General features: G+C 41.8%; 21 protein-coding genes and 3 pseudogenes. 11 read left to right on the top strand and 13 right to left on the bottom strand.

Annotation, left to right across the window (positions count from 1 at the left end; all coding sequences use genetic code 11):
* Nucleotides 1-401 precede the first annotated feature (401 nt).
* On the top strand, nucleotides 402-1,964 hold the full coding sequence (locus tag H6G26_RS13005; RefSeq protein WP_190729657.1) for a hypothetical protein: 1,563 nt from the start codon (nucleotides 402-404) through the stop codon (nucleotides 1,962-1,964).
* A 292-nt stretch (nucleotides 1,965-2,256) separates the two neighbouring features.
* Here the strand turns inward: H6G26_RS13005 and petJ are convergent, their stop codons facing one another.
* The 6 genes and pseudogenes from petJ to H6G26_RS12975 form a co-directional block, all read right to left on the bottom strand.
* Entirely contained in the window at nucleotides 2,257-2,601 is a 345-nt protein-coding gene (petJ, locus tag H6G26_RS13000) for a cytochrome c6 PetJ (protein ID WP_190729656.1), read from the bottom strand.
* A 254-nt stretch (nucleotides 2,602-2,855) separates the two neighbouring features.
* Nucleotides 2,856-3,275, bottom strand: coding sequence for a plastocyanin (gene petE / locus H6G26_RS12995; protein ID WP_190729655.1), 420 nt, complete (start codon nucleotides 3,273-3,275; stop codon nucleotides 2,856-2,858).
* A 390-nt stretch (nucleotides 3,276-3,665) separates the two neighbouring features.
* On the bottom strand, nucleotides 3,666-4,157 hold the full coding sequence (psbV, locus tag H6G26_RS12990) for a photosystem II cytochrome c-550 (RefSeq protein WP_190729654.1): 492 nt from the start codon (nucleotides 4,155-4,157) through the stop codon (nucleotides 3,666-3,668).
* Nucleotides 4,158-4,290: 133 nt separating this feature from the next.
* Entirely contained in the window at nucleotides 4,291-4,506 is a 216-nt protein-coding gene (locus tag H6G26_RS12985; protein WP_190729653.1) for a hypothetical protein, read from the bottom strand.
* Nucleotides 4,507-4,638: 132 nt separating this feature from the next.
* A pseudogene (locus H6G26_RS12980) lies at nucleotides 4,639-4,887 on the bottom strand (ABC transporter permease subunit); the annotation flags it as partial.
* A pseudogene (locus tag H6G26_RS12975) lies at nucleotides 4,877-5,474 on the bottom strand (sugar ABC transporter permease); the annotation flags it as partial. The pseudogenes H6G26_RS12980 and H6G26_RS12975, both read right to left, overlap by 11 nt.
* A gap of 367 nt (nucleotides 5,475-5,841) precedes the next feature.
* Here H6G26_RS12975 and H6G26_RS12970 point away from each other — a divergent pair.
* Nucleotides 5,842-6,486, top strand: a complete 645-nt coding sequence (locus H6G26_RS12970; RefSeq protein ID WP_190729652.1) for a hypothetical protein — start codon at nucleotides 5,842-5,844, stop codon at nucleotides 6,484-6,486.
* A gap of 174 nt (nucleotides 6,487-6,660) precedes the next feature.
* Nucleotides 6,661-7,965: a ScyD/ScyE family protein gene (locus tag H6G26_RS12965; RefSeq protein ID WP_190729651.1), complete on the top strand. Its 1,305-nt coding sequence runs from the start codon at nucleotides 6,661-6,663 to the stop codon at nucleotides 7,963-7,965.
* Here H6G26_RS12965 and H6G26_RS43750 read toward each other — a convergent pair.
* Nucleotides 7,928-8,750, bottom strand: a pseudogene (locus H6G26_RS43750) (extracellular solute-binding protein). The gene H6G26_RS12965 and the pseudogene H6G26_RS43750 overlap by 38 nt on opposite strands.
* A gap of 224 nt (nucleotides 8,751-8,974) precedes the next feature.
* Between H6G26_RS43750 and H6G26_RS12955 the strand changes: the two are divergent.
* Nucleotides 8,975-10,402 (top strand): MFS transporter, encoded by a 1,428-nt coding sequence (locus H6G26_RS12955; protein WP_190729650.1) that lies wholly within the window; start codon nucleotides 8,975-8,977, stop codon nucleotides 10,400-10,402.
* A gap of 83 nt (nucleotides 10,403-10,485) precedes the next feature.
* Here the strand turns inward: H6G26_RS12955 and accD are convergent, their stop codons facing one another.
* From accD to leuB, 5 genes are all read right to left on the bottom strand, one after another.
* Nucleotides 10,486-11,436, bottom strand: a complete 951-nt coding sequence (accD, locus tag H6G26_RS12950; protein ID WP_190729649.1) for an acetyl-CoA carboxylase, carboxyltransferase subunit beta — start codon at nucleotides 11,434-11,436, stop codon at nucleotides 10,486-10,488.
* 213 nt (nucleotides 11,437-11,649) lie between these two features.
* Nucleotides 11,650-11,991 (bottom strand): hypothetical protein, encoded by a 342-nt coding sequence (locus tag H6G26_RS12945; protein WP_190729668.1) that lies wholly within the window; start codon nucleotides 11,989-11,991, stop codon nucleotides 11,650-11,652.
* Between the two features lie 430 nt (nucleotides 11,992-12,421).
* Nucleotides 12,422-13,270, bottom strand: coding sequence for an A24 family peptidase (locus H6G26_RS12940; protein ID WP_190729648.1), 849 nt, complete (start codon nucleotides 13,268-13,270; stop codon nucleotides 12,422-12,424).
* Nucleotides 13,271-13,400: 130 nt separating this feature from the next.
* The gene (locus tag H6G26_RS42535; protein WP_190729647.1) at nucleotides 13,401-13,661 is read right to left on the bottom strand and encodes a hypothetical protein; all 261 of its coding nucleotides are present in this window, start codon (nucleotides 13,659-13,661) and stop codon (nucleotides 13,401-13,403) included.
* Nucleotides 13,662-13,751: 90 nt separating this feature from the next.
* Nucleotides 13,752-14,840, bottom strand: a complete 1,089-nt coding sequence (gene leuB, locus H6G26_RS12930; RefSeq protein WP_190729646.1) for a 3-isopropylmalate dehydrogenase — start codon at nucleotides 14,838-14,840, stop codon at nucleotides 13,752-13,754.
* Nucleotides 14,841-14,900: 60 nt separating this feature from the next.
* On the opposite strand from leuB, the gene H6G26_RS12925 reads away from it, so the two are divergent.
* The 6 genes from H6G26_RS12925 to purT all read left to right on the top strand — a co-directional run bounded on the left by H6G26_RS12925 (nucleotide 14,901) and on the right by purT (nucleotide 21,698).
* Nucleotides 14,901-15,335, top strand: coding sequence for a PIN domain-containing protein (locus H6G26_RS12925; RefSeq protein WP_190729645.1), 435 nt, complete (start codon nucleotides 14,901-14,903; stop codon nucleotides 15,333-15,335).
* 60 nt (nucleotides 15,336-15,395) lie between these two features.
* A complete protein-coding gene (locus tag H6G26_RS12920; RefSeq protein WP_190729644.1) occupies nucleotides 15,396-16,778 on the top strand; it encodes a transposase in 1,383 nt (460 codons plus the stop codon).
* Nucleotides 16,779-17,034: 256 nt separating this feature from the next.
* Complete coding sequence (locus tag H6G26_RS12915) at nucleotides 17,035-17,985, top strand: ABC transporter ATP-binding protein (RefSeq protein WP_190729643.1); 951 nt, start codon at nucleotides 17,035-17,037, stop codon at nucleotides 17,983-17,985.
* A 44-nt stretch (nucleotides 17,986-18,029) separates the two neighbouring features.
* The gene (locus tag H6G26_RS12910; RefSeq protein WP_190729642.1) at nucleotides 18,030-19,790 is read left to right on the top strand and encodes an ABC transporter permease; all 1,761 of its coding nucleotides are present in this window, start codon (nucleotides 18,030-18,032) and stop codon (nucleotides 19,788-19,790) included.
* A 196-nt stretch (nucleotides 19,791-19,986) separates the two neighbouring features.
* The gene (locus H6G26_RS12905; RefSeq protein WP_190729641.1) at nucleotides 19,987-20,469 is read left to right on the top strand and encodes a pentapeptide repeat-containing protein; all 483 of its coding nucleotides are present in this window, start codon (nucleotides 19,987-19,989) and stop codon (nucleotides 20,467-20,469) included.
* Between the two features lie 65 nt (nucleotides 20,470-20,534).
* Entirely contained in the window at nucleotides 20,535-21,698 is a 1,164-nt protein-coding gene (purT, locus tag H6G26_RS12900; protein WP_190729640.1) for a formate-dependent phosphoribosylglycinamide formyltransferase, read from the top strand.
* A gap of 160 nt (nucleotides 21,699-21,858) precedes the next feature.
* Here purT and crtH read toward each other — a convergent pair whose 3' ends face one another.
* Nucleotides 21,859-23,361, bottom strand: coding sequence for a carotenoid isomerase (gene crtH, locus H6G26_RS12895; protein WP_190729639.1), 1,503 nt, complete (start codon nucleotides 23,359-23,361; stop codon nucleotides 21,859-21,861).
* Nucleotides 23,362-23,637: 276 nt separating this feature from the next.
* On the opposite strand from crtH, the gene upp reads away from it, so the two are divergent.
* On the top strand, nucleotides 23,638-24,288 hold the full coding sequence (gene upp, locus H6G26_RS12890; protein WP_190729638.1) for a uracil phosphoribosyltransferase: 651 nt from the start codon (nucleotides 23,638-23,640) through the stop codon (nucleotides 24,286-24,288).
* The last annotated feature ends 63 nt before the right edge of the window (nucleotides 24,289-24,351 follow it).

Raw genomic sequence — 24,351 nt, 5'->3', positions numbered from 1 at the left:
CTTGGACAAGCAAGTGTGCCATCTGTTACAGAAGCGTAGCTGACTAAAAAAGAGTAGAAAAAACAAGGCAACTTCAGCAGATGTTGTGAGCTACTCAGGGTTTTACATTGAATTTAAACTTTAATAAATATCCCAGATATAAAGTTTAATTGTGTGCGTTATAAGAATAAAAAATCAACAGTAGTAATTTTTCAAATATCTCTTTAGCAAGCTGAAATTTAAATATAAAGCGTCATTGATCAATTAAAAACTTTAATAAATGGCAATCTTGGCGTTTTGATTGTCAACATAGGAAGTTATTATTTCCTTAGAGGGATGCATCTATTGCAATAGCTTGCAATATAGTCGGAAAGAGAAAATCGCTAGTCAACTGCAACTGAGCCGAGTCAACGATAACAGCTATGTCTTACGTCTCCCTGTTTAAAAATATACCAGAAATCTTAAGCCAGCCAATTGGGATAGCAGCTATAGCTTCTCTTGGCATCCACGGTGCGATCGCTATGATTGTGCCATTGATGCCTATGGAGTCTAACAAGCCCAATGAAACAGCATCATCAAAAACTGTCGGACTTTTGGAATTGAGCCAAGCGGATCAAAGCCGTCTGCCGCAAACCTCCCCCCAAATTGGTTTACAACAACTTCCTCCAATAGCGCCACTTTCTAATCCAAACTTTAACGCCCAAACTATATTGCCCCCATTGGCATCACCGCCATCCAGTCAGCTAGTAATGCCTCCGCTACCCCCATCATCGAATAACTATCGGGTTTCTTCCTTGCCTACAAGGCAGTCTTTGCGGATGATTCCTAGTAATAATTTGGGATTTGATGTTTCTAAATTTGATAGCTCTAAATACAACAATAGCAGCACCAAATTCTCTCAATCAGTTCCTCGTGTGAATGTCAGTGACACCAAATACGAGCCACCTAAGCCTCTGGCTGTAAATAGATTACCAGAATTGCAATCGCAGAAAATACCTGATGATATTCTGCAAAATGCCCAATCTCCAACCTTGTCTGATACTAGCCCCATTAACACTAGCCCCATTATAACGGCACAGGGAAATACGGCTCCACAGATGACGCAATCGGTTAATGATGCGTCTAAAATTTCTCAAAGTTCGCTAATAAGTTCTCTAAAACAAGCTCCAAGGGCTGGAGATAGCTTAAACCTTAGGGCAACCAGATTACAGGCATCCGATTTATCTGGTAAAGGGACTGAACTGGCAATTGCACAGCTAGACTCCTACGCAAATTTGAGAAAAGAAGTCCAGCAAGAATACCCCAACGCTGAACAAAAACCAGTCATCCGCCAAACATTAGCCACCGATAAACCGAATCTTGAAGGTGCTGTGTTGGGTGTATTAGTGGTAGATCCTGATGGTAAGGTTTTAGATATCAAGTTTCAAGACAAGTTAGTTTCCCGTGAATTGCAATCAGAAGCAAGGGAATACTTCAACAAGCAATCGCCCAAGGGAGATAAACGGATCAGTTCCTATCCATTTAATCTACGTTTCCAAAACAACACTAGCAGCACCACTGGGGCAACTCAATTATCTGCACCGGGAATCAATAACAATCAGGTTACTCCCTCACCAGCAGATACTTCTAAACCATTTCCTGAACTGCGAATCAGAAATAACAATCAACCAACGCCTTCATCGACAGCTACTCCCAAACCGTTCTCGGAACTGCAAATCAGAAATAACCAGCCTGCATCCTTACCTACAGGTGCTCTTAAGCCATTATCTGCACCCTCATCAGCAGTTACTTCTAAACCATTCCCTGAACTGCAAATCAGAAATAATCAGCTTACGCCTTCATCGGCAGCTACTACTTCTGAACCGTTAGTGTTGCCGAGAGTCAATAAGAGTCAGCCTATACCTTCTGCTGAATCGGATGAAAAATTAGTAGAACGGTTGCGCGAAGTGAAGCAAAATAGAGAAAAGTCTAATCCAGAAAAATAATCATCGAGCTGGTTATTTTGGATTAAGAACAACCTAAAAGCTATGAATGATAAAGATTCTGAATTTATCATTCATCTTTAAAATATCGTTTTTAGAAGTTGAGGAACTAGCGATCGCTAGTTCCTCATAGAGATAGTGAACTTTGAGACTTGTTGGAAGGTTTTAACAAGGAAATCCAGTGAGGGATTTCCAACAAATAAATTTTCCAATATTACCGGGTGGGTATGTTGCTTGCCTTTAATTACTGATCGATAAATGCACTTCCCCCACTATAAGTAGACAGTATAGCTACTTACCAGCCTTGTTCTGCATTCTGAAAAACATAAGCAGCTACCTCTAGAATCTCGTCAGGGCTTAACTTGCTTTTAAAGGCAGGCATGGCATTCTTACCATTTTGCACTTGGTGGATAATCGCCTGGATTGAGTCACGATCATAATTTTCTAAGTATTTTGACAATGCTTCCTTTTTCAAAGTTTTCTGGCTAATAAGGATATTACCGCCACCTATATGGCAAGAAGCGCAGTTAGCCTCGAAAATTTTAGCACCGTTAGATGTTTCAGCAGCTAGTGCTGGACTAATGAATGTCAATTTAAATAGAGCGATCGCCAACAGTAGGATTAATAAAAGTATTCTCAACAGAATTTCCTCGTAACAAGCCTCCAGCAAGAGTATAAACGTGATTAATGTCTGATTAAGTCAAATTTGATCAAAATTGGCGGTAACGAGTTTATCTCTCTATCGCTACAGGTTACTTAGCGTTTTAGGCAAGAATAAGACTCGTTACCGCCATTTATTCATTGTGTGCGTCACTCTAGGAGTGCGGCGTGTTGCTATGAGCTAATTTCAGAGAAGGAAGCCCAGAAGATCATCTTCTGTCAACGGCGATGTTTCTAGCCTTGGACAGTGATTGTACCAACCATGCCAGCACCACGGTGAGGTTCACAGTAGAAGGTGTAATCACCAGCAGGTGCGTCTGCGGGGAAAGTGGTTGTTTCCTTTTGACCAGCGCTCATCATCAAATTCTTATGAGACAGAGATTTTGCTAAAGTAGCGTCCTTAGCGGGGTTTTTGGCAGCATCAAACACAACATTATGGGGAGGAACTTTATTGTTCACCCATTCAATTGTGTCACCTGGTTTAACTGTCAACTTTTTCGGTTCAAATGCCAGCATTCCTTTATCGCTACCCAATTTCACCTGGTAGGTTTCAGCCGAAGCACTGGGAGTAAAAACAGCAAAGCTGCTAACAACTAAAAGGATTGTCAACACAGCTAAACTAAGGCGTCGCCAGCTTGCCGAAATCAATTTCATGGATCTCTCCTAACAAACATTTTTTTTCCTTTCTCATTTTAAATAAAATCAACACCAAATATGACAATCTGTCATAGATACAATTTTTTTTTTAACAATAGGGAGCAATATTATTGCAAAAAGCTTTGCAATTAGTAATAAATGCTAGACTGCCATAGCCCAAAAAGCCTGTGAATACAGGGAAACGGTAAAATAAGGGATTTTTATTTTTTCTTTAGGAATATCTTGACTTATGAAAAATTTTTTGTGCCCAAACCAAGAATATTTTGTGCTGCTGTGAGAATGAAAGCAGCTAAACTTTGGTGAAAACTGGGGAATGGGGAATGGGGAATGGGGAATGCCCTATGCCCTATGCCCTATGCCCCAATGACTCAGTACTAATTTCAGGATTTAGTAATAGATTTTTCCGCCTCCCCACTTAGTGCCAACGATTTTGGGTTGTAAGAGAATATGACCGGCGATCGCCTCCAAGTCCTCATCTGTCAGATTTCGCATTTCTGTGAAAATATCTGCGCTTTTGATACTGGGATGGATTTCGGAAATCTCTTCTTCCCCATCGTAAGTAGTGGGATTTTTCAGGTAATCCACCAAGCCTTCTATGTTATTACGGTTGGGTGTTGCCAGTGCCAGATCCTCTGGAGTAAGTCCAACATTCTGGTTTACCTTGGTAACTCCCCCAGCATGACATTGGGCGCAAGCGTAATTAAATAAGCGTTTGCCTTCTTTGATTTGTTTAAGGCTAAGTACAACGGTATCACCTTCAGCATTTAATGGCACTGTCCGGGTAGCTTTGTCTAGTTCCACTGCTGTCGCGCTACCGACAAGCAACTGAAACGAGAGTAAAACAGTAACCACAACAACGCCAATTAGTCTTCTAAACATGTTTCCCCTTAAAAATTTTGACGCTCAACACAGCTAAGAAAGCGATTCTCAATCTCCAAGCTGCTAATTGCTAATGACTTAACTGTTTTTTATCATTAGCTATCAGTGATTAGCCAAAGCCCGAGATAACCCTTCAGGTGACTTCGTTATCACCCACCGGGCTGCTAGCACCTTTTGGGCCTATTTCAGACGATATTTGGGAAATAATTGCCTTTGCATCTTCTAACGCCAAACGAGTCTTTTGGTGTTTGTAGGCGATTCCCAGTTGGTTACACAGAGAAAACACTTTTTCTACAGGAATGCTGTAGTCGGTTGCTATCTCTGCGATCGATAGGTCTGCAAAACCCATAATGCTTGTTAACTGATAGATAGAGATTGAGTCGCTGTAATACCAATATCACGTTAGGAGTGCAATTTGTTGCCCAAAATACTGTTTGGGGATCGGGAGGGGGAAAGAGGGCAGGGGGAGTAGGGGAAGTAGGGGGAGAATAAACATTTCTGGGTCAAATAGGATAACTATAGGTTGTAAAAAATTATTCCAACTCCCCACAAATACAAAAACTGCCTGTGCCGCCAGTGTTGGTTTTGCTAAAGGTAAGACAATATGTCAAAAAATTCCAAAGGTATTTAAGCCATCTAGTTGCGCTGCTTCTTCTAGTTCTTTGGGAAAATTAACAAAAAACTGCCGCATCATGAAAATAAAAGTGGCATTAACCATGCTATGGACAATCTTCGCCTTCAAAAAGTCGCCGTTGAATCAAAGTGATGGCAATGATCACTGCTGCTAATAAAAATGCGATCGCAGCTGCATATCCCATTTGTAAATTCCGAAACACAGCTTGCTTGGTAAATTAGCAGCACCACAGTTAAGGTAACGTTGTTTGACCTGCCAGTACCGCCAGAAAAGATGTAAGACTGGTCAAAAAGTTGAAAAGTCCCAATCACCCCCACTGCCACCACAAAGAAGGTTACAGGCTTCAGCAAGGGAAGGATAATTGTAGATAAATTGCTGCCACCCATCTGCACGATCAAGTTTCGCCGCCTCATAAAGTGTTTGGGTTATATCTTGCAACGCCGCCAGATAAATCACCATGAAAAACGGTGCCGTTGACCAAATGTTCATGATCCTAATGCCTTTGAGCGCAATAGCTGGATCGCCCAACCAGTTATAAGTAGGTAGCCCCACAAAACAAGAAAATCGTTTAATAGCCCATCAGTGTTATAAATCCACATGAAGATAAGCGTCAGCACTGCTGAAGAAGTGACTGTGGGTAAAAAGTAGAGGATGCGCCACCAGTTTTTACCACGAATCCCAGAATCAGAAAATTATATATTTGGTTCTCATTAGGATACTAAATGTTCAGATAGAGAAATTTTCTACCACCCTAAATAAGTCTGTGAGAATTCTTAAATTTATTAGAAAGGCAGTCCAGTAATAAGAAAAAATTGACAATTTTATCAAAAGATAATTCATTGTAACTGCATCTTGAAACTTGTAAAATCTAATGCCGTAGAGTCTTTTTGCGTTAATTCTTTAGTTTCAGAATATTCAGATTGTCTCCTTTAGAGAAGAACTCACGCAATTTACGCAAATTGAAAGACTTTTGCAAAATTAACATATTTCCGAAAATTGAATATCCAACTTGTTGTCAAAATCAATACTTTCTGAGGTTAGAAATTTTAAATGATGCTTCGCTCACTCCAGGTGTGTCTAGTTCCATTAGTTCTCACCTTCACTAGCGTTTGCTCAGATGCAATGAGAGCAACAGCGCAAACCATATATCCATTTACTGGCAACTATCGCACAACAGTTAACATTGAGCCGATCTCAGGCAATGTTTCAAAGGTATTTGAAGTAGGTGTGAGTGATGATGCTCCATATGATTTAGGACTATACGAGGGTTTAACATACTCCGTGCTAGATACCAATGGAAATCTCACTTTTAACAACAATCCAGAAGTATTTGGCGTTCAAGGTTTTCCGTTAGGCTACATTCTATTTGGTGACGGTACTAATAAGTTATTTGGAACAAGTGATGCTAGTGCTTCAGTTAATTTTGAAAATCTGACGGCTAAAGGTTCTGGTGTCGTAAATATCACCGATGGTGAAGGCATATTCAAAAACGCTACAAGCACACTATCATTCTCAGAAGAGGACATAGTTATTTTAGGAGAAACTATTACATTGAAGGGTGAGGCTTTAGTAAGCGGTTTTATCGAAGTTCCCCAGGAAGTTCCAGAACCAACAACTATGAAGCCACTAATTAGCATAAGTTTGATTGGAGCCAGTTTTCTCTTGCACCGACGCTACCGTAGATTTGCTAGATGATCTCAGGTGGAATAATTGCAATATCTAAAGCTTGCAATGAATAGTTAACGCAAATACTCGTAATTCTCTACTACTTTGCCAAGTTTGCGTTGTTTTGAAAGACAGCGCAAACTACGAACAATCTCCACCCCTCAATTATTTTTTGACAGACTACTACCCTATTTGGATTGTCAAATGCCTTTATCTTTATTTACTAAATCTGCCCCTAGTTTGATATTTATTACTATTTGTCTTGCAGTTTTTTATGGAATAAAACCAGCAAAAGCTGCGTCATTTAGTGTGGTTGCTGAGGGCCTTGATAATGTCCGTGGTCTGAATTTTGCTCCTGACGGTAGTCTCTATATTACAGAGTCAGGCGTGGGGGGAAATGGACGATGTATTCCTGGCCCTAGTTTGGAAGGTCTGCTTTCATGTGCTGGTACAAGTGGTGCTGTAACTAGAGTTAAGGATGGGAAACAAGAACGTGTAATTACAGGATTACCTTCAATAGCATTAAGACCTACTGGTAATACAGGTGAAGGCCCTCAAGATATCCAATTTGATCGCTTGGGAAATCCTTATCTTTTAATTGGGTATGGTGGTAATCCAAGTATTTCCGATTTTCCAAAAAATTCTCCTAGCTGGGGACAGCTTTATAAAGTAGACCTGGAAACAGGTTCATTGAAAAGTATTGCTGATTTGGCAAAATACGAATTTGCCAATAATGCAGATGGGGTTGATGTACTTGATGTTAGTGCTGAAATAGCTAGCAATCCCTATGCTTTTACAATTAATGATGATACTGCTTATATTGTTGATGCGGCTGCAAACAACATTTTGACTGTGGGGCTTGATGGAAGTAATTTAAAGTCACTAACTGTGCTTCCTACACAAAAGATTACTAATCCCATTTTCCCTACTCCTGAGCCAGGGCAAGTAGCACCTCCTGATGCACCGTCACCTGGACAAACACCGCAGGAGATTGAAATTCAATCAGTACCTACAGGTGTTACATTCGGGCCCGATGGTGCAATATATGTGAGCGAATACACTGGTTTCCCTTTTCCAGAAGGTAAAGCGAGAATTTTTCGTGTTGAAGGTGATGGTGAAACTACAGTTTACGCTGATGGCTTTACCCAATTGAGTGACTTGGCTTTTGATGATGAAAGTAATTTGTATGCTTTACAGTATGGCAATGAACCACAGTGGAAAGGTATTTCAGATGCTTCTTTAGTGCAAATAGCTCCTGATGGAACTCGGACAACGCTGCTGAGTGGTAATGGGTTAGAGTCTGCCACTGCCTTGACTGTTGGTCCTGATGGTGACATCTATGTTTCAAATAAAGGCGATCGCCCAGGACAAGGACAAGTCCTGAGGATTGACACTACAAAAAAAGTTCCTGAACCGACTTCTATATTGGGCGTGTTAGTAGCATTGATGAGTGCATTAGGTATTGGTTCACTTACCAAGCGCAGCCCCTCAGGCAACTCAAAAATTTAGCTTCATTCTGTGCCTTTAGCATCGTTTGCTTTATTTAATAGTTGTCGCCCCAACAAGGCCCTGACAAACTGGTTATCAAGGTTATTGGCGATCGCAGATCGATACTGTTCTACCTGCCATGATGTAGCATAATCCACTCCCGCCACTAATGGCAATCGCAGTGGGTCTTGGTCATAACCCAAACTCTTGACCAAAGGCTTTAATTTTATAACCCTGACGCGCCAATTCGGGAATTTCTCCAAAGCCGTATCTGTTAAGTTTGCCTGTCAATTGCTTCGAGCCGTTACGTAGTTCATCCCAAGTAGCTGGTGGATTACTCAAGCCTGCGGCGGCGAAGGCTTTTTTGTTATAAAATAGGGCAAGAGTGGAATCTTGAGTTTGGGAAGACGATAAATCTGATTCTGGTATTTGAAACTGTCGAGTAAGGTATCCTCGAAGTCTGCTAGGTCAAATTCGGGGGTGATGTAAGCATCTAACGGTTCTAGGACATTTTGACTCATCAAGAAAGGAGCTTCCAGCGCATCCAGATAAAACACATCAGGCGCTGCTTCCCCAACTAAACGAGTTTTGATTACATCCATATATTGGTCAGAAATCACCTCATATTTGACCTTAATAGTTGGATACTTTGTCTCAAAGTCTTGCAATACCTGCCTCAAAACTTTTTGCTCAATAGGAGAACCTCCCTAGCCACTGAGTTTAATGGTGACTGCGGTAGATGTTGAAAGTTTGCTTGGTAATTGTAGGTTTTGACAAGCAATAATGATGATCGCGATCGCTATCATCAATTCCAAAAAATTAAATAATCTTTTCTTGCTTACAGACAGATAACAGTCTCTCTCTTCTTACTTATACCTTTTGTTCTCAAGAAGTGAGATTTTACCTATTGTAAATTTTTGTTTAGAATTGCAAGCTAAAATAACGAAAAATTATCAAAAATGCTAGAAAAGCATACTGAGTTCCTTTGCAACCAAATTACTCCCAGATGCTTTACTCATAGACATACATTATGGATATTGTTCAGGTTGAAACAACTGCGCCACTGATTCTAGAAATTCCCCAGATTGCCTTACCATCACCAACAATTTCTCCAAACTCTCGAATTCCCAAGGATGCAATTCGCACTAGTTTAAAAGCCTCTACTACAGATTCTGTCTTAGCAGCAGTTTACTCCCTTGGAACTGGCGGGATTTTACTCAGCAATTTCTTGGTGGAATTGGGTGCTAGTCCAGTGGTATTTGGAATGCTATGCTCCATCCCCATGTTGGTCAATCTGATTCAGCCGTTGGGTGCTTACTTGTCTGAACGCAGCACCAGCCGTTTTCAATATTCTCTTCGGACACACGGAGTTGGTCGGCTGCTATGGCTGGTTCTAGTAATCGGTATTGCAGGCGTAAGCTTGGGAGTAATTAATACTCACCAGTTAGTGATATTGACACTCTTAATTGTCCTATTCAGCAATCTTTTGGGAGGATTAGGAGCGGCATCATGGCTAAGTTGGGTAGCAATGATAGTTCCCCGGCAATTGCGAGGCAGGTATTTTGGGATACGCAATAGTGCTGCTAGCCTTACAAATTTGGTTTGCGTACCAATGGCGGGTTTATTTGTATCACATTGGTATGGTGGAAGTCTCCAAGGCTATGGGATAGTTCTGCTGGTAGGGATAGTGTTTGGGATTGTGGGATTGGGGTGCCAATATTTCCAGGTGGATATGAATCCGCGATTGCAAAACACTTATTATGGCAAGTTACCTCAAACAAATGAGATTGAACAAGAGGCAAGGGAACTCTTAGCTGGGAGCAAAGGGGAGAGTTCAGATGGGGATTCGACCCCACCGGTTGCGCTAGCTTCCAGCATCTGGAAAAACTCTAACTTTTTGAGATTTCTGTTGTATTTCAGCTTTTGGGCGCTTGCTGTCAACCTCAGCAGTCCGTTTTTTAACCTTTATATGCTCGATACGCTCGATTTAGACGTGAGCTACGTAACTATCTATAACAGCCTTCAGGCGGGGGCGACTTTGCTGATGCTCATCCTCTGGGGCAAATTAGCAGACAAGATAGGCAATCGTCCCATTCTTATCTGTATTGGGATTCTGGTTGCAGCCACACCACTGCTTTGGCTGGGGATTGGTGTTAATCGCCTTGATATCTGGTTGTGGTTACCCCTGTTACACATTTTGACTGGAGGTACTTGGGCGGCGATTGACTTGTGCAACAACAATATACAATTGGCGATCGCACCAACTAAAAATCAGTCTATCTATTTTGCGATCGCAGCTGCTGTTGCTGGAGGGAGTGGTGCTTTAGGCGCAACTATAGGCAGCTTCATCATCCAATTTGCCCAGTTTGGTGGCTTACTGGGGTTGTTCGCCCTCTCTAGCCTATTCCGACTAGTAGCGCTTATGCCACTGCTTTTTGTCAAAGAGCCGGAGAGGTAAGGGAGTAAGGAAACAAGAGGCACAAAGTAAAATTTTCTCCCCCTGCTCCCTCTGCTTCCTCTGCTTCCTCTGCTCCCCCTGCTCTATTCTGCGGCGGAAGAAGTTAAAGACATTGTTTCCCACAAAACCATCTGAGGTGTTGTTAGTACAGGCTGGTGTAGGGCAATTAGCTGGGCTAGGGTATTTTTTAATTGGGTACGGGGTACGATATCATCAACAAAACCGTGCAGGAGCAAATCTTCAGCAGTCTGAAAATCATCGGGTAGTTTTTCCCGCAGGGTTTGCTCAATCACTCGCCGACCGGCAAAACCAATGGTTGCCTTGGGTTCTGCCAAAATGATATCGCCCAACATTGCAAAACTTGCGGTAACGCCGCCCGTTGTAGGATTGGTCAAAACAGGAATATATAATAGTCGTGCGTCTTTATGGCGCTGTAGGGCTGCGGAAATTTTCGCCATCTGCATCAAGGAGAGCATTCCTTCTTGCATCCTCGCGCCACCAGAGGTGCAGACGATAACCACAGGATACCGCCGTTGAGTGGCTTGCTCAATCATGCGGGTAAGCCTTTCTCCCACGACCGAACCCATACTACCACCCATGAAGCGGAAGTCCATAACCCCAAGGGCAATGGGCAAACCATTGATTTGACCTAAACCAGTTTTAACTGCGTCTATTAAGCCAATTTTATCTTGTGTTTCCCGGAGGCGATCGCTGTAGAGTTTGCGATCGCGAAATTCTAGCGGATCGGTTGGGCGCAAATGCTCGTCTAGAGGTTTCCAGGTATTGTGATCTATCAATTGACGGATGCGCTCATCACTGTCTACCCGATTGTGATGACCACATTCGGCGCAAACCATCTGATTCGCTTTCAAGTCTTTTGTATATGCCAAAACGCTACATTTGGAACATTTATGCCATAGTCCATCAGCAATTTCGCGTTCTTGGCGTTCGAGGCTGGTAGATCCTGATTTCCGTCGATTGGCAAACCAATCAAATAGAGACTTTAAACCGCGTGATTCTTCGTTGTTAGCCATTTTTTATTTTATTTTAAGTGGGCATGAGGTCGAAAACATATCAAGCCGTATCGGGTTGTCTTTAGCCTTTTGTCATTTGTTTTTATTAATGACTAATGGCTACATCGTCAAATTAAGCTTTTAAGCAATTCAGACCTTAATTTTCATCTTTGGTTGCCAGCTTAACGAAAATACTTATGCCAATACAAGTATCTTGCTCTTTTTTCAGCAGACTTAATTATATGGACGTACTGACAAAGCCATGAGAATACCAACCTCCAAATAAGATGCTTTCTCCCTCCTACCCAAATCAATGATTCGTATTGCTAGGTTATGAGCAATCAGCATCTGTTTCACTAGTTGTGCTTGCCAACCCTTAATCGTCGTTAAAGAATTTCGGAAGTCTCCACCTTGAATATATTCATAAGGTGGGTATTGTGAGCGGGTGATGGCGATTGCATCCAGGACGATTGCATCCAGGATATATAAGGAATCACCGATTTTTCGGGTATTATAGTTAGTATCTTGACCATCAATGCCACAAGCGAAAATCAAGCTTATAGGTATATGTTGCAAGAAAACCCTTCCCTACGGGACGCTACGCCTAGCTTGCTTCTTTGAAGTAGTACGGCAGAGTTACGGGTAAAAGATTTGGCTTTTGGGAACCAGGACTTCTGCCCTTGGAGGGAATGTCAGACCAATAGAACTACGGAGTTCTGGGGGCTATTCCCGATGAATTAGGAAAGCTACGTCCGTGTAGACTACGGGGTAGTTAACGAGGGTAATACAAGTCACAACCTGAATACTATCAAAATATGAAGTGCAGATGGGGTAATGCTGGTTACAGTCACGGATTATAAATATTTATTATGAATGGGCATGAGGCATCGGAAAGAGGCAGAGGGGCGGGGTGCGGGGGGCAGAGGGGAAAACTCTTCTCTCTTGCTCCCTTGCTTCTTCTCCTGCTCCCCATGCCCCCTGCGTCTTCCCCACTCTCCACTCAAGTTTAAGACGCTGGAAAAAATAACCGCAGGTAGCTAGACAAAATGGCTTCGCCGCTAAATAAAGTAATTACAGATCCTAAAGCCAGAAAAGGCCCAAAAGGCATCTTTTGTCCTAACCTTTGTGGCGATGCCTTGTGACTCGTGGCTTTGCTTCTACGCATAATGACACCACTGCCAATTAACGCTCCCAACGCACAGGCAATAAAACTAGCCAAGAGCAAATATTTCCAGCCTAACCAGGCTCCCATCATGGCTGCTAACTTAGCGTCACCCGCACCCATTGCAGTTTTGCCAAATGCAATTGAACCCAATAGGGCGATCGCATCAAATAGCCATAAACCCAATACTGCTCCTACTGTAGCCATCATAAAGTGATTGACTAATGCCACAGAACTACCCTCTGGTAGATAACCAACCATCATTTGGAATAAAATTCCTATCACTAAACCCGACTGAGTAAGTGGATTGGGTAGGGTCATTGTATCTAGGTCAATGAGCGATAGCGCCAATAACCAACTACAAAAAGCCCAATAGCCTATTGTTAAAGTCGAAACTTGGAATACCAAGAAAACCGATAAAAAAATTATGCCAGCTACCCCTTCTACCACAGGATAACGGACAGAAATTTTGCTTTTGCAATATCGACACCGCCCTCTTAACGAAATCCAGCCGAATACTGGTACATTGTCATAAGCTTTTAGCTGGTTTAAACAACGGGGACAACGAGAAGGCGGCCAAAGAATTGACAACCCAGCAGGTAGCCGATAAACAATAACGTTGATAAAGCTGCCAATAGATGCACCCAAAGCAAAGACTATTACACTCGCCAGGACGGCGAACAAAATGTCCATACAGTCATTTGTCCTTTGTCATTTATCCTGTGTCATTTGTCGTTTATCTTTTGTCCTTTGTCGAGAGTTAATTAATATTTACTCTTAACCAATGACTAATGACTAATGACTAATGACCAACGACCAATGACTAATACATATGCGATTCAATTTGACTTAAGGGCACAAAACATTCTTGAGGTAAAAGAACTGGTTGGTTAGTAAAAATAACCTTACCTCGAAGAGTCACACGATTAATTGCTACACCGGAAGGTTGCCCAGCTATTTCGGGATGTACTTCACAGTGAATATAGTATATCTGCCCAGCGGCTCTGATTACGGCGGGATCAATCAAAGGCGATTGGTTTTTTGGGGCGGTAAAATTTACTTGACCTTGTCGTAATGCGTACACTATCGACTGTTATTAGATTGCTAGATTTCCCTTTAGTCTACCCGAAACTTATAGCAAAGGTTGCCAAATTGCCCAAGTTGCATGATTTAATTATTTTCCTTCAAGAGCTAAAATCAGTGCATCGCCCATAGCGCGGCAACCTAAAAGGTTTTTTCCTGGAGAAATTATATCCCCGGTGCGATCGCCTTGTTCTAAAACTTGCAATACGGCTTCTTCAATGTTATCTGCTGCTTTTGGCTGGTCTAAACCATAGCGCAACATCATCGCTGCACTCAAAACCTGTGCGAGAGGATTAGCTTTATCAAGTCCAGCAATATCTGGGGCGGAACCATGAACTGGTTCAAATACACCAGGTCCAGAAGCACCCAAACTAGCTGACGGTAACATCCCAATACTACCTGTAAGCATGGCAGCAGCATCAGAGAGAATATCGCCAAACAAGTTGCCTGTAACTATGGTGTCGAATTGCTTGGGAGCGCGTACTAACTGCATAGCAGCATTATCTACATATAAATGAGAGAGTTCAATATCTGGATATTCCGTACTAAGTTGGGTGATGCGATCGCGCCACAACTGAGATACTTCTAATACATTCGCCTTATCCACCGAACAAAGTTTTCCGCCACGTTTTTTTGCCGCTTCAAACGCCACCCGCCCAATACGTTCAATTTCAGACTCGGTGTAAACCATTGTATTTACACCGCGTTTTTCACCAGTTTCTGTGGCAAAAATCCCTTTAGGTTTACCAAAGTAAATCCCACCAGTGAGTTCACGCACCACCATAATATCCACGCCTTCCACAACTTCGCGTTTCAAAGTCGAGGCATCGATTAGCTGGGGCAAAATTTTGGCTGGGCGCAAATTGGCAAATAATCCTAAACCTGCACGTAGTCCTAGCAAACCTGCTTCTGGGCGTGAATTGGATGGCAGGGAATCCCACTTATAACCACCAATGGCAGCAAGTAACACAGCATCACTGTTACGGCAGGTATCTAGAGTGGCAGATGGTAGGGGTTCGCCTGTAGCATCAATTGCTGCACCACCGATGAGGGCTTCTTGAAATTCAAACTTCAGATCAAATTTCTTCCCTACGACTTTCAGCACGTCTACCGCCACTGCCATAATTTCGGGGCCAATGCCATCGCCGGGGAGTAGAGTAATGCGGTAGTTCTGGGTCATAGTTGATTATTACTAGGTAAATGCTTGCAGATTAAATATCATACCTAGCAAAATGTACCGATGGAGTTTTTAATTTATTTAGATGTATGTTGTCTGAATCGCCCTTTTGATGACCAGACACAAGAAGGGATTTTTTTAGAAGCTGAGGCGGTACGGCTAATTTTGGCTCGTTGTCAGAGTGGCGAATGGCAATTACTGGGAAGTGAAGTTATAGATGATGAGTTGGAACAGACACCAGACGGAGAAAGAAAACGACAAATGATGGCTTGGGCTGCTTTAGCAAGCACTAAAATTATGGCTAAAGAACAGGTTAAGTCCAGTGCTAAAGAAGTTGTTGCTCTCGGATTAAAAACCTTTGATGCATCTCATATTGCTTGTGCAGAAGTCGGAAATGCCGATATCTTTTTAACAACTGATGACAGAATGTTGCGCTTAGGAGCAAAATACAGCGCCATGCTGCAAGTAAGAGTAGAAAACCAGCCCTCTCAATATTGACAAATAGCACATTATATGAATTTTCTAAGAAGGTAAACTTATAAATATACTCAAAAACCGATGCTGTCTCCGGTGTTTGAAGCATTTGTAGAAGCCAGTCCCATCAGCGTGATGATGCGAGGACTGATGGAACACATTTTTAACTCTGAACGGATGAATCAGATATTCAAGACTTACAGCGAACGTCAATACGAACAAGAGTTATTGTTTTCAACTCTTGTAGATTTGATGAGTTTAGTGGTGTGTGGAATGTATCCATCAGTCCATGCCGCCTATCAAAAAAAGGCAGTAGAGGTGAGTGTGAGCACCACGGCACTATACAACAAACTGCAACGGGTAGAACTGTCTGTAAGTAGGGCATTAGTACATGAGACAGCATCCGAACTGATTGAGTTGCTCCAGGGCTTGAATGTGGAACGCCCCAGTCCTCTGTCAAAGCAGTATCAGCAACGGATTGTAGATGGCAGTTGTTTGGCAGGTACTGAGCGCCGACTAGCAGCGCTTCGTCCCCATGCAGCCAAACCGTTACCAGGAAAAGCGATCGCCATTCTCGACCCAGAGATGAAACTGCTGCTTGATGTCATTCCCTGTGAAGACGGTCATGCCCAAGAACGCTCCTTGTTTGCTCAGATTTTGGCACAAGTGCAACCTCAACAGGTATGGATTGCCGACCGTAATTTCTGTACTGCCGGACTTCTTTCCAGCATTATGCAACAGTCCGCTTTTTTTGTGATTCGTCAACACGGGGGCTCGGGATACAAGCCTTTGTGCGAGTTACATCCTGTCGGGTTGTGTGAAACAGGAACTGTGTTTGAACAACAGATCGAGATTGTCTATGAGGGACGGACTGAACGCTTACGCCGTATTTTAGTCAAGTTAAATCGTCCTACCCGTGACCAAGAATGGGAAATTGCCATTTTGACCAACTTACCACCCGCAGACGCAAATGGAATTTTAGTGGCAGAACTTTATCAAGGACGCTGGAGTGTGGAAACTTTATTTCAAACTGTCACCCAAAACTTTCATGGGGAGATTGAAACCTTAGCTTATCCCAAAGCCGCCTTGTTCTCCTATTGCATGGCACTGTCAGTCTACAACCTTTTAGCTACACTCAAAGCTGTACTGGGCAGTGTACATGGAATAGACAAAATTGACGCAGGACTCTCTGATTTTTATCTGGTGGATGATATTCACTCCATCTATCGCGGCATGATGATTGCTATTCCTCCGGTTCATTGGCAATGCTTTGAAGACTTTAACCTCAATCAGATGGTAAACGTTCTCCAACATCTAGCCACCAAAGTACATCTTAAATCGTTTCGCAAGCATCCCAGAAGTCCCAAAAAGAAGCGACCACCACTGACGGTTGATGGCAAACATCCCCACTGTTCCACCGCTCGAAAGCTCAAGCTATACAAAGCAACTCAAGATGCTATCCCGTGAAGCAACATCATAAAATATCTTATTTGTCAATATTGAGAGGGCTGACTAAGAAGACCTAGAGATTTTTAGCTTTAGTATTCCCCGTAACAAAAGTTAATATTTGGTATTATTTAAAGCTTTGATGAAGTGGCGTAAATAATGCCCATGACTCAAAGCAGCTCTAGATAAAGCCAGTTTCAATTTCCGAAACCAGCCTGACAAAAGTTGTAGAAAAAGGTTACGTTAACTGTTAATCACAAGCCGCACCCCAGCAGCGATGGTAAAAGAATTAGCAATTTGCACCCGTGGACTAACTAAGCAATTCGACAGATACGTTGCTGTCAATGATGTTGATTTAGAAATCCAGGCGGGGGAAGTATATGGACTAATTGGGCCGAATGGCGCGGGTAAAACAACTCTCATCCGAATGTTGGCAACTGCTGAGGAACCAACAACGGGTGAGATTTATATTAATGGCGATCGCCTACTCCCTGACAAGAGTAATCCCAAACTTAAGCGTCGTCTAGGCTACTTACCTGATGACTACCCGCTATATGAAGATTTGACAGTCTGGGACTACCTAGATTATTTTGCGCGTCTCTATCGTTTACGAGAACCACGCCGCACTCAACGTTTACATGAAGTTTTAGAACTAATCCAACTTGGTAATAAACGCAATAGTCGCATTTCTACACTGTCGCGGGGAATGAAACAGCGCTTAAGTTTAGCGCGAACCATTATCCACGAACCGATTTTACTACTACTGGATGAACCTGTTTCTGGGCTTGATCCTATTGCTAGGATGCACTTTCGTGAAATCATCAAGGCTTTACAAGAAGCTGGGATGACTGTAATCATTTCTTCCCACGTTCTCAGTGATTTAGCTGAACTGTGTACTTCTGTGGGAATTATGGAACTTGGCTTTTTGGTAGAAAGTACCTCTTTACAGCAACTTTATCAACGTCTTGCCCACCAGCAAATTGTGATATCAACTCTAGGGAACCTAGAATCACTGTTAAGGGAATTGAAACATCATCATTTAGTAGAAGAGTGGGAGGTGATATCAGGAAAAAATAGTGTGCGGGTGAATTTTTCGGGCAAAGATGAAGATAGTGCTGAGTTGTTGCGATCGCTCATTAAAGCAGGCATTCCTCTGACTGATTTTCACTGCACACAAGAAGACTTAGAAACTATTTTCTTAAAATTAGGTCACAAACAAGCATCTTAATTCGTCAATAAATATCACTCCCCATTTTTGGAGAATTTTTTCCTATGATGGTCAATTTAATAGACAAAATCGGCGATTGGAATCCGCAACTATTCCGCGAACTCAAAGGACGACTGAAATTTTTTAATGTCGCGATCGCAGTTGCAACATCTCTACTTGTACAAATAGTAGTTTTTTTATATCAGTTACGTGAGTTTCCTAATGATGAATACTCGCTAACTGCTACATACTGTCGTTTGGGCAAATTATATGAACTGCGGCAAAACCAGCTTTACCAGCAATCAAATCAATCTAAAATTGATGATTTTAATTATTTTCTCTCAAAGAACTTTTGTCCGGCAAATGAAATTGATTGGCAGTTGTGGTGGCGAGATCACTGGGAATATATATTCCTCTCTTTGAGTGTAATTTTTGTATTTACCCTCTTAGTTGCAGGAACTTATTTGCTCATCAATGATTTAGTTAAAGAAGAAACTCGCGGCACGCTGAATTTTATCCGTCTCAGTCCTCAATCAGAAACAAGTATATTGACTGGGAAGTTGGTAGGGGTTCCGAGTTTAATTTATCTCGTTGTCTTAGCAGCAATTCCTTTACACTTGTGGGCTGGAAATTCCGCCGGAATTACCTTTAGTTACATTTTGAGTTACTACGCAATTCTTGCAGCTAGCTGTATTTTCTTCTACAGCACCGCGTTAGCATTTGGCTTAGTGAGCCGTTGGTTTAGCGGTTTTCAACCTTGGTTAGGTAGCGGTGCAGTTTTGCTTTTCTTGTTCATAACAATAGGATTTGCATCGTATTCTAATAGCAACGGTTTAAATAATTCAACTGCTTGGTTAAGGCTTTTCGCCCCTTGGGATACAATCAATTATCTTTTTCCTAACTTGGCACGTGTATATAATGGCTCTCAAGTGAAAAACTTGGAGTTTTTCTTTTTACCATTAGGAAAAAATGTTGTTAGTCTTGTTAGTTTCCATTTGTTAAACTTAGGATTGTACAGTTATGGAATATTACAAGCTTTAAAACGTTGCTTTCGTAATCCTCAAGCTTCAATCATCAGCAAGGGACAAAGTTATTTATTAGTAGCTTTTTGCCAGGTGATGATCTGGGGATTTAGCTTACAAAATTGGCAAAATAGTTCCAACTTTTACGGACAGTTTGAGCCAAATTTAATTTTTCTGGCAATATACAACTTGGGGTTAATTTTCAGTCTGATTGCTATTCTTTCCCCTCATCGTCAAGATGTACAAGATTGGGCAAGATATCGACATCAGGAAGTTTCTAGCCGCAAGAGTGTTTGGCAGGATCTAATTTGGGCTGAAAAAAGCCCTGCACTTGTGGCGATCGCTATTAATCTGACAATTGTTATTATCCCTTTGCTAGTCTGGATTTTAATTACATCTGTTTTATATACAGACAATTGGCTAAATAGTAATATTGGCGGGTTGAAAGTAGTTTTAGCTGTAGCTTTGTCTGTCAGCATAATCATGATTTACGCTACAATTGCCCAATTAATACTTTTGCTGAAAACTCCCAAACGTTCTTTCTGGGCAATAGGTACTATAGGCGTGGTATCATTCTTACCACCTATAATTCTAGGATTTCTTGGCATATCCTCGTGGGAATATCCTACTGTATGGCTGTTTTCAACTTTTCCTTGGGCAGCGATACAATACTCTGGAGCAACAACAATTTTTATGGCATTCCTAGCTGAGTTGAGTGTTCTAGCGTTGTTAAACTTCCAGTTAACAAAACAGGTGAGATTAGCAGGCGAATCTGCAACAAAGGCACTATTAGCAAGACGCTAGTGCCGCAAGGCGGAAGTCAAAAGTCAAGATGAATACAGCGTATGCTTTTCGTTGATTCGGAATAGGTTGTTTATTTCTGTCGCGCTGTACTAGGTAAGTAATTATCTATTAGAACCTCGACTTCTTTGAAAAGTCGGGGTTCTTGCATTAAGGTTAAACTTTTCATTAGCATAAGTATCATTACAATTTGACAATAATGCTAAATCTGCCAACTCAAGACCTACGACATACAGCCATTCAGTTTTTAGAACAAAGTTCTTCACAGCGTCTACAAATTCTTAAGCAACTTGGTATAGCTCGTTATGATTTTCTAACAAAAATACGACTAAATGAAGCAAATATTATCTGTATGATGAGGTTTTTTCAATATCCAAGTCAGCTAAAATTTCCGAATCTTATAGGAGCAGATTTATCTGGTTTAATTTTAGATGGCGCAAACTTTATTCGGGGAAATCTGTCTGGAGCAAATCTGCAAGGTACCAGCTTAATAAATGCAGACCTGTTATTTGCAAATTTTACGAAAGCCGATTTGAGAAATGCAGATTTACGAGGTGCGACTTTGAATGAGACTATTTGGTTAGAGGCTCTAGTAGATAAGTGTCATCTTGGTGTAGGTACTGGTTTAACTCAGATGCAACGTCAAGATTTACAATTACGCGGAGCTAGATTTAATTCTTGAAGAGATGATAATTAAAACACACAAAATTATAAGATTATTAAATTGAGATTGACCTGGATAAGTTAATGAGTATTAAGTTGCCCCAAAAATTGATGTTGCTAGGTTCAGGAGAACTGGGCAAAGAATTTGCGATCGCTGCTCAACGTCTTGGTAATTATGTGATTGCCGTTGATCGCTACGCTAATGCTCCAGCTATGCAAGTTGCTGATGCCTATGAAGTTATTTCTATGCTCAGTGCTGATGATTTAGAAGCTGTAGTGAAAAAACATCAGCCAGATATTATCATACCAGAAATTGAAGCAATTAGAACAGAAAAACTTTTGGAATTTGAGCAGCGAGGGATTACAGTTATACCGACTGCGGCTGCTACTAACTATACAATGAACCGCGACAGAATTCGGGAACTGGCACATCAAGAATTGGGCATCAGAACGGCTAAATATGGTTACGCAATAACTTTAGAAGAATTTATTGCAGTTTCGGATAAAATCGGATTTCCTAATGTTGTTAAACCAGTGATGTCATCATCAGGGAAAGGTCAGTCTGTAGTGCAGGATAAGAGCGAGGTTGAGAAAGCTTGGAATTATGCGATCGCTAATTCTAGAGGAGACAGTCAAAAGGTCATCGTAGAAGAATTTATTAATTTTGAAATTGAGATAACTTTACTGACAATTAAACAGTGGAATGCACCCACTATTTTCTGTTCTCCTATTGGTCATCGTCAAGAAAGAGGCGATTATCAGGAGTCGTGGCAACCCGCACTAATTTCTGAAGACAAGATATTAAAAGCTCAAGAAATAGCTATAAAAGTCACCGATGCTTTAGGAGGAGCCGGAATTTTTGGTGTTGAATTTTTCATTACCAAAGACGAAGTGATTTTTTCTGAACTTTCTCCCAGACCTCACGATACGGGAATGGTGACATTAATATCACAAAATCTCAATGAGTTTGAACTACATTTAAGAGCTATTTTAGGTTTGCCAATTCCTCATATAGAACAGCTAGGAGCCTCAGCTAGTGCGGTAATTTTAGCATCACAAAAATCTGATTCTATTAGTTTTGATGGCGTAGCCGATGCTTTGTCAGAAAAAGATGTAGATATTAGATTATTTGGTAAACCTAATGCTCATCCATATCGGCGAATGGGCGTAGCTTTAGCAAAAGATGCTAATGTCCAAGAGGCTAGAGAAAAAGCTATGAAAGCTGCTAATAAAATTACAATGATCTAAATCATAGTCAATAAATTCCTCTTTACTTTATGTTTTCTACGCCTCTGCGATTTAAAAGTAATTTATTTAGCCGCAGAGGCACAAGAGTGCTGAGAAAAAATAAGATATTTTATGAGTCACCTTGAAATTATTGCTGCGAGAATTACTCACAGCGTAAGTCCTAAAATCCTAAATCTACGGCAATGCGATGGGCACAAGCAAACCCAGAAAAAGCTACTGCATTCAATCCTTGACCCGGAAAGGTACTATCGCCTACACAATAAAGTCCTGGAATAGCTGTGCGATTAAAGGGCATCTTCAATAACCCTCGTAACTTGCGCCGGGGAATTGGCCCATAAGTGCCATCCTGACGACCCAAAAAGCGGCGATGGGTGCGGGGTGTCCCCACCTCTAAATAATCTAATCCGGCATCTAATCCGGGAAAAATCTTTTCTAGGCGATCAATAATTCGCCAAGCCACCTCTTCTTTCTTCGCTTCATACTCACTCGGAGAAAGTTCTTGCCAATCATCAATCCAGTGAGGCGTGAAGGTATGAATGATGTGATATCCACTTGGTGCTAAATCTGGGTCAAGCAATGTGGGAATCGAAACGAAAACTGTGCCTTCTGCTGCTGTCATCTTTTCCCAATCTTCCAGCAAAATGTGGTGGCACTCTGTCCCCGCAGGTAGAACTGACTCCTTTACCCCGATATGCAAACTTAAGAAGCTTGGAGATTTTTGATAATTTTGTTGCCACTTTTTCTCATTATATGGCATATCTTCTGCTGGTAGTAATTGCTCAAATGTATCCCATCGTGTAGCATTAGAAACTATGCGTTTACCGTGATATACTTCACCATTCGCCAGTTGCACACCAATCGCTTTCCCGTGTTCTGTAAGAATTTTCGTGACTTTAGCTTGGTATTGAATCTTACCTCCAGCCTTCTCTAGACCTTCCACCAGTTTTTGGGCAATTTGTCCCACTCCGCCTTTAGGATAGTTAACTCCGCCATAATGCCTGTCAGAAAAGACCATCCCAGCATTAATCATTGGTGTCATGTCTGATGGAACCACCGACCAACAATAACACTCCATATCGATAAATTTTAATAATTCCGGGTCTTTAATATAGCGTCTTGCGAAATCCCCCGCATTTTGGGGCAGATACTTAACTAAACCGAGACACGCCAAAGGATGTTGGAAAAATACTCGCAGTAAATACCGGGGTTCTTCCAGCGACAGCAAATCCATGCTGTTGAGACACTTGAATACTTTTTGACATTCGTCATAAAAGCGACGAATCCCCTGTTTTTCATGAGGAAAATGAGCAGTAAGATTTTGTAAAAATTTTTCATAAACCCGGTCAACCTTCAGGTCTAGACCTTGGGGTAGATGATAGTGAATCTGTACCGGATCTGCGATCGCTTCTTGGCTAACATTCACAGATGACAGAGCGCGCGTGAGTAAGTTAGTAGTACCATTTTGTCCCAACCCAAAAATCATCGATGCGCCAACATCGAATCGATACCCTTGGCGTTCAAAATAACCGGCGCTACCACCTGGAATTAAATAACGTTCTAGTACCAGCACTTTCGCTCCTTTCGCTGCTAACTGAGTTGCTGTTACTAATCCGCCAATCCCAGACCCAATTACGATCGCATCAATATCTTGCATTTTAGTCATTAGTCATAGTCATTAGTTATTCTCCCTCATGCCCAATGCCCCATGACAAAAAAGAGGGACGAGCCTGCTACTGCTGACTAATCCCGTCTGCCGATCCTTAAAAGAGAGGAGAACACTGTATAACAATATAGCCTTGATTGAGAATAAATGTCAACTATTAATGAAAATTTTTATCAATAAATTTGAGAGCGTCAATTATTAGCTGTCAGCCGGATGCAGGAAAGAGTATTATGGTGTTTCAGTTCTTATACAATCAAAAAGCCCCTATTTCTGGCTATGACGCTACAATTGCGCGTTTATGTTCCACCCCATCCCCTGATCAAACACTGGCTGGCAGTTGCCCGTGATGCAGGCACTCCTTCAGTATTATTTCGCAGTGCCATGACTGAGTTAGGAAGATGGCTGACTTATGAAGCTGCGCGAGACTGGTTACCAACCCAAGAAACAGTGGTGCAAAGTCCCTTAGATATCTGTCCGGCAACCGTCATTGATCCGCAGATCCCAGTAGCAGTAGTGCCGATTCTGCGGGCTGGACTAGGATTACTTGAGGGAGCACAGACTTTACTGCCTTTAGCTTCGATTTACCATTTTGGCTTGGCGCGAGACGAAGAAACGCTGCAACCTCATTGTTATCTGAACAAGTTACCAGAAAAATTTGACCCTCAAACACGAGTGTTAATTACCGATCCAATGTTGGCAACAGGAGGGTCGATCATGGCGACAATGGCAGAATTGACACAACGGGGTGCTGATCCAAGTCTGACCCGGATTGTTTGCGTAGTAGCAGCTCCACCAGCTTTACAAAAACTGAGTGCAGCTTATCCAGGTCTAATAATTTACACCGCTACCATTGACGAAACACTTAACAGCAAGGGGTATATTGTACCGGGATTGGGAGATGCAGGTGATCGCATCTTTGGGACTTAAGCTAGTATGCAGCTAGGGCAAGCAAATAGCATAAGTACTGTATAAAGTTGCAAGGTTTGTTGA

This window comes from Nostoc sp. FACHB-888, from assembly GCF_014696655.1.
Lineage (GTDB): Bacteria > Cyanobacteriota > Cyanobacteriia > Cyanobacteriales > Nostocaceae > Nostoc.
Note: the sequence above shows the minus strand (reverse complement) of the source record. Positions and strands in the feature narration are given on the sequence as shown.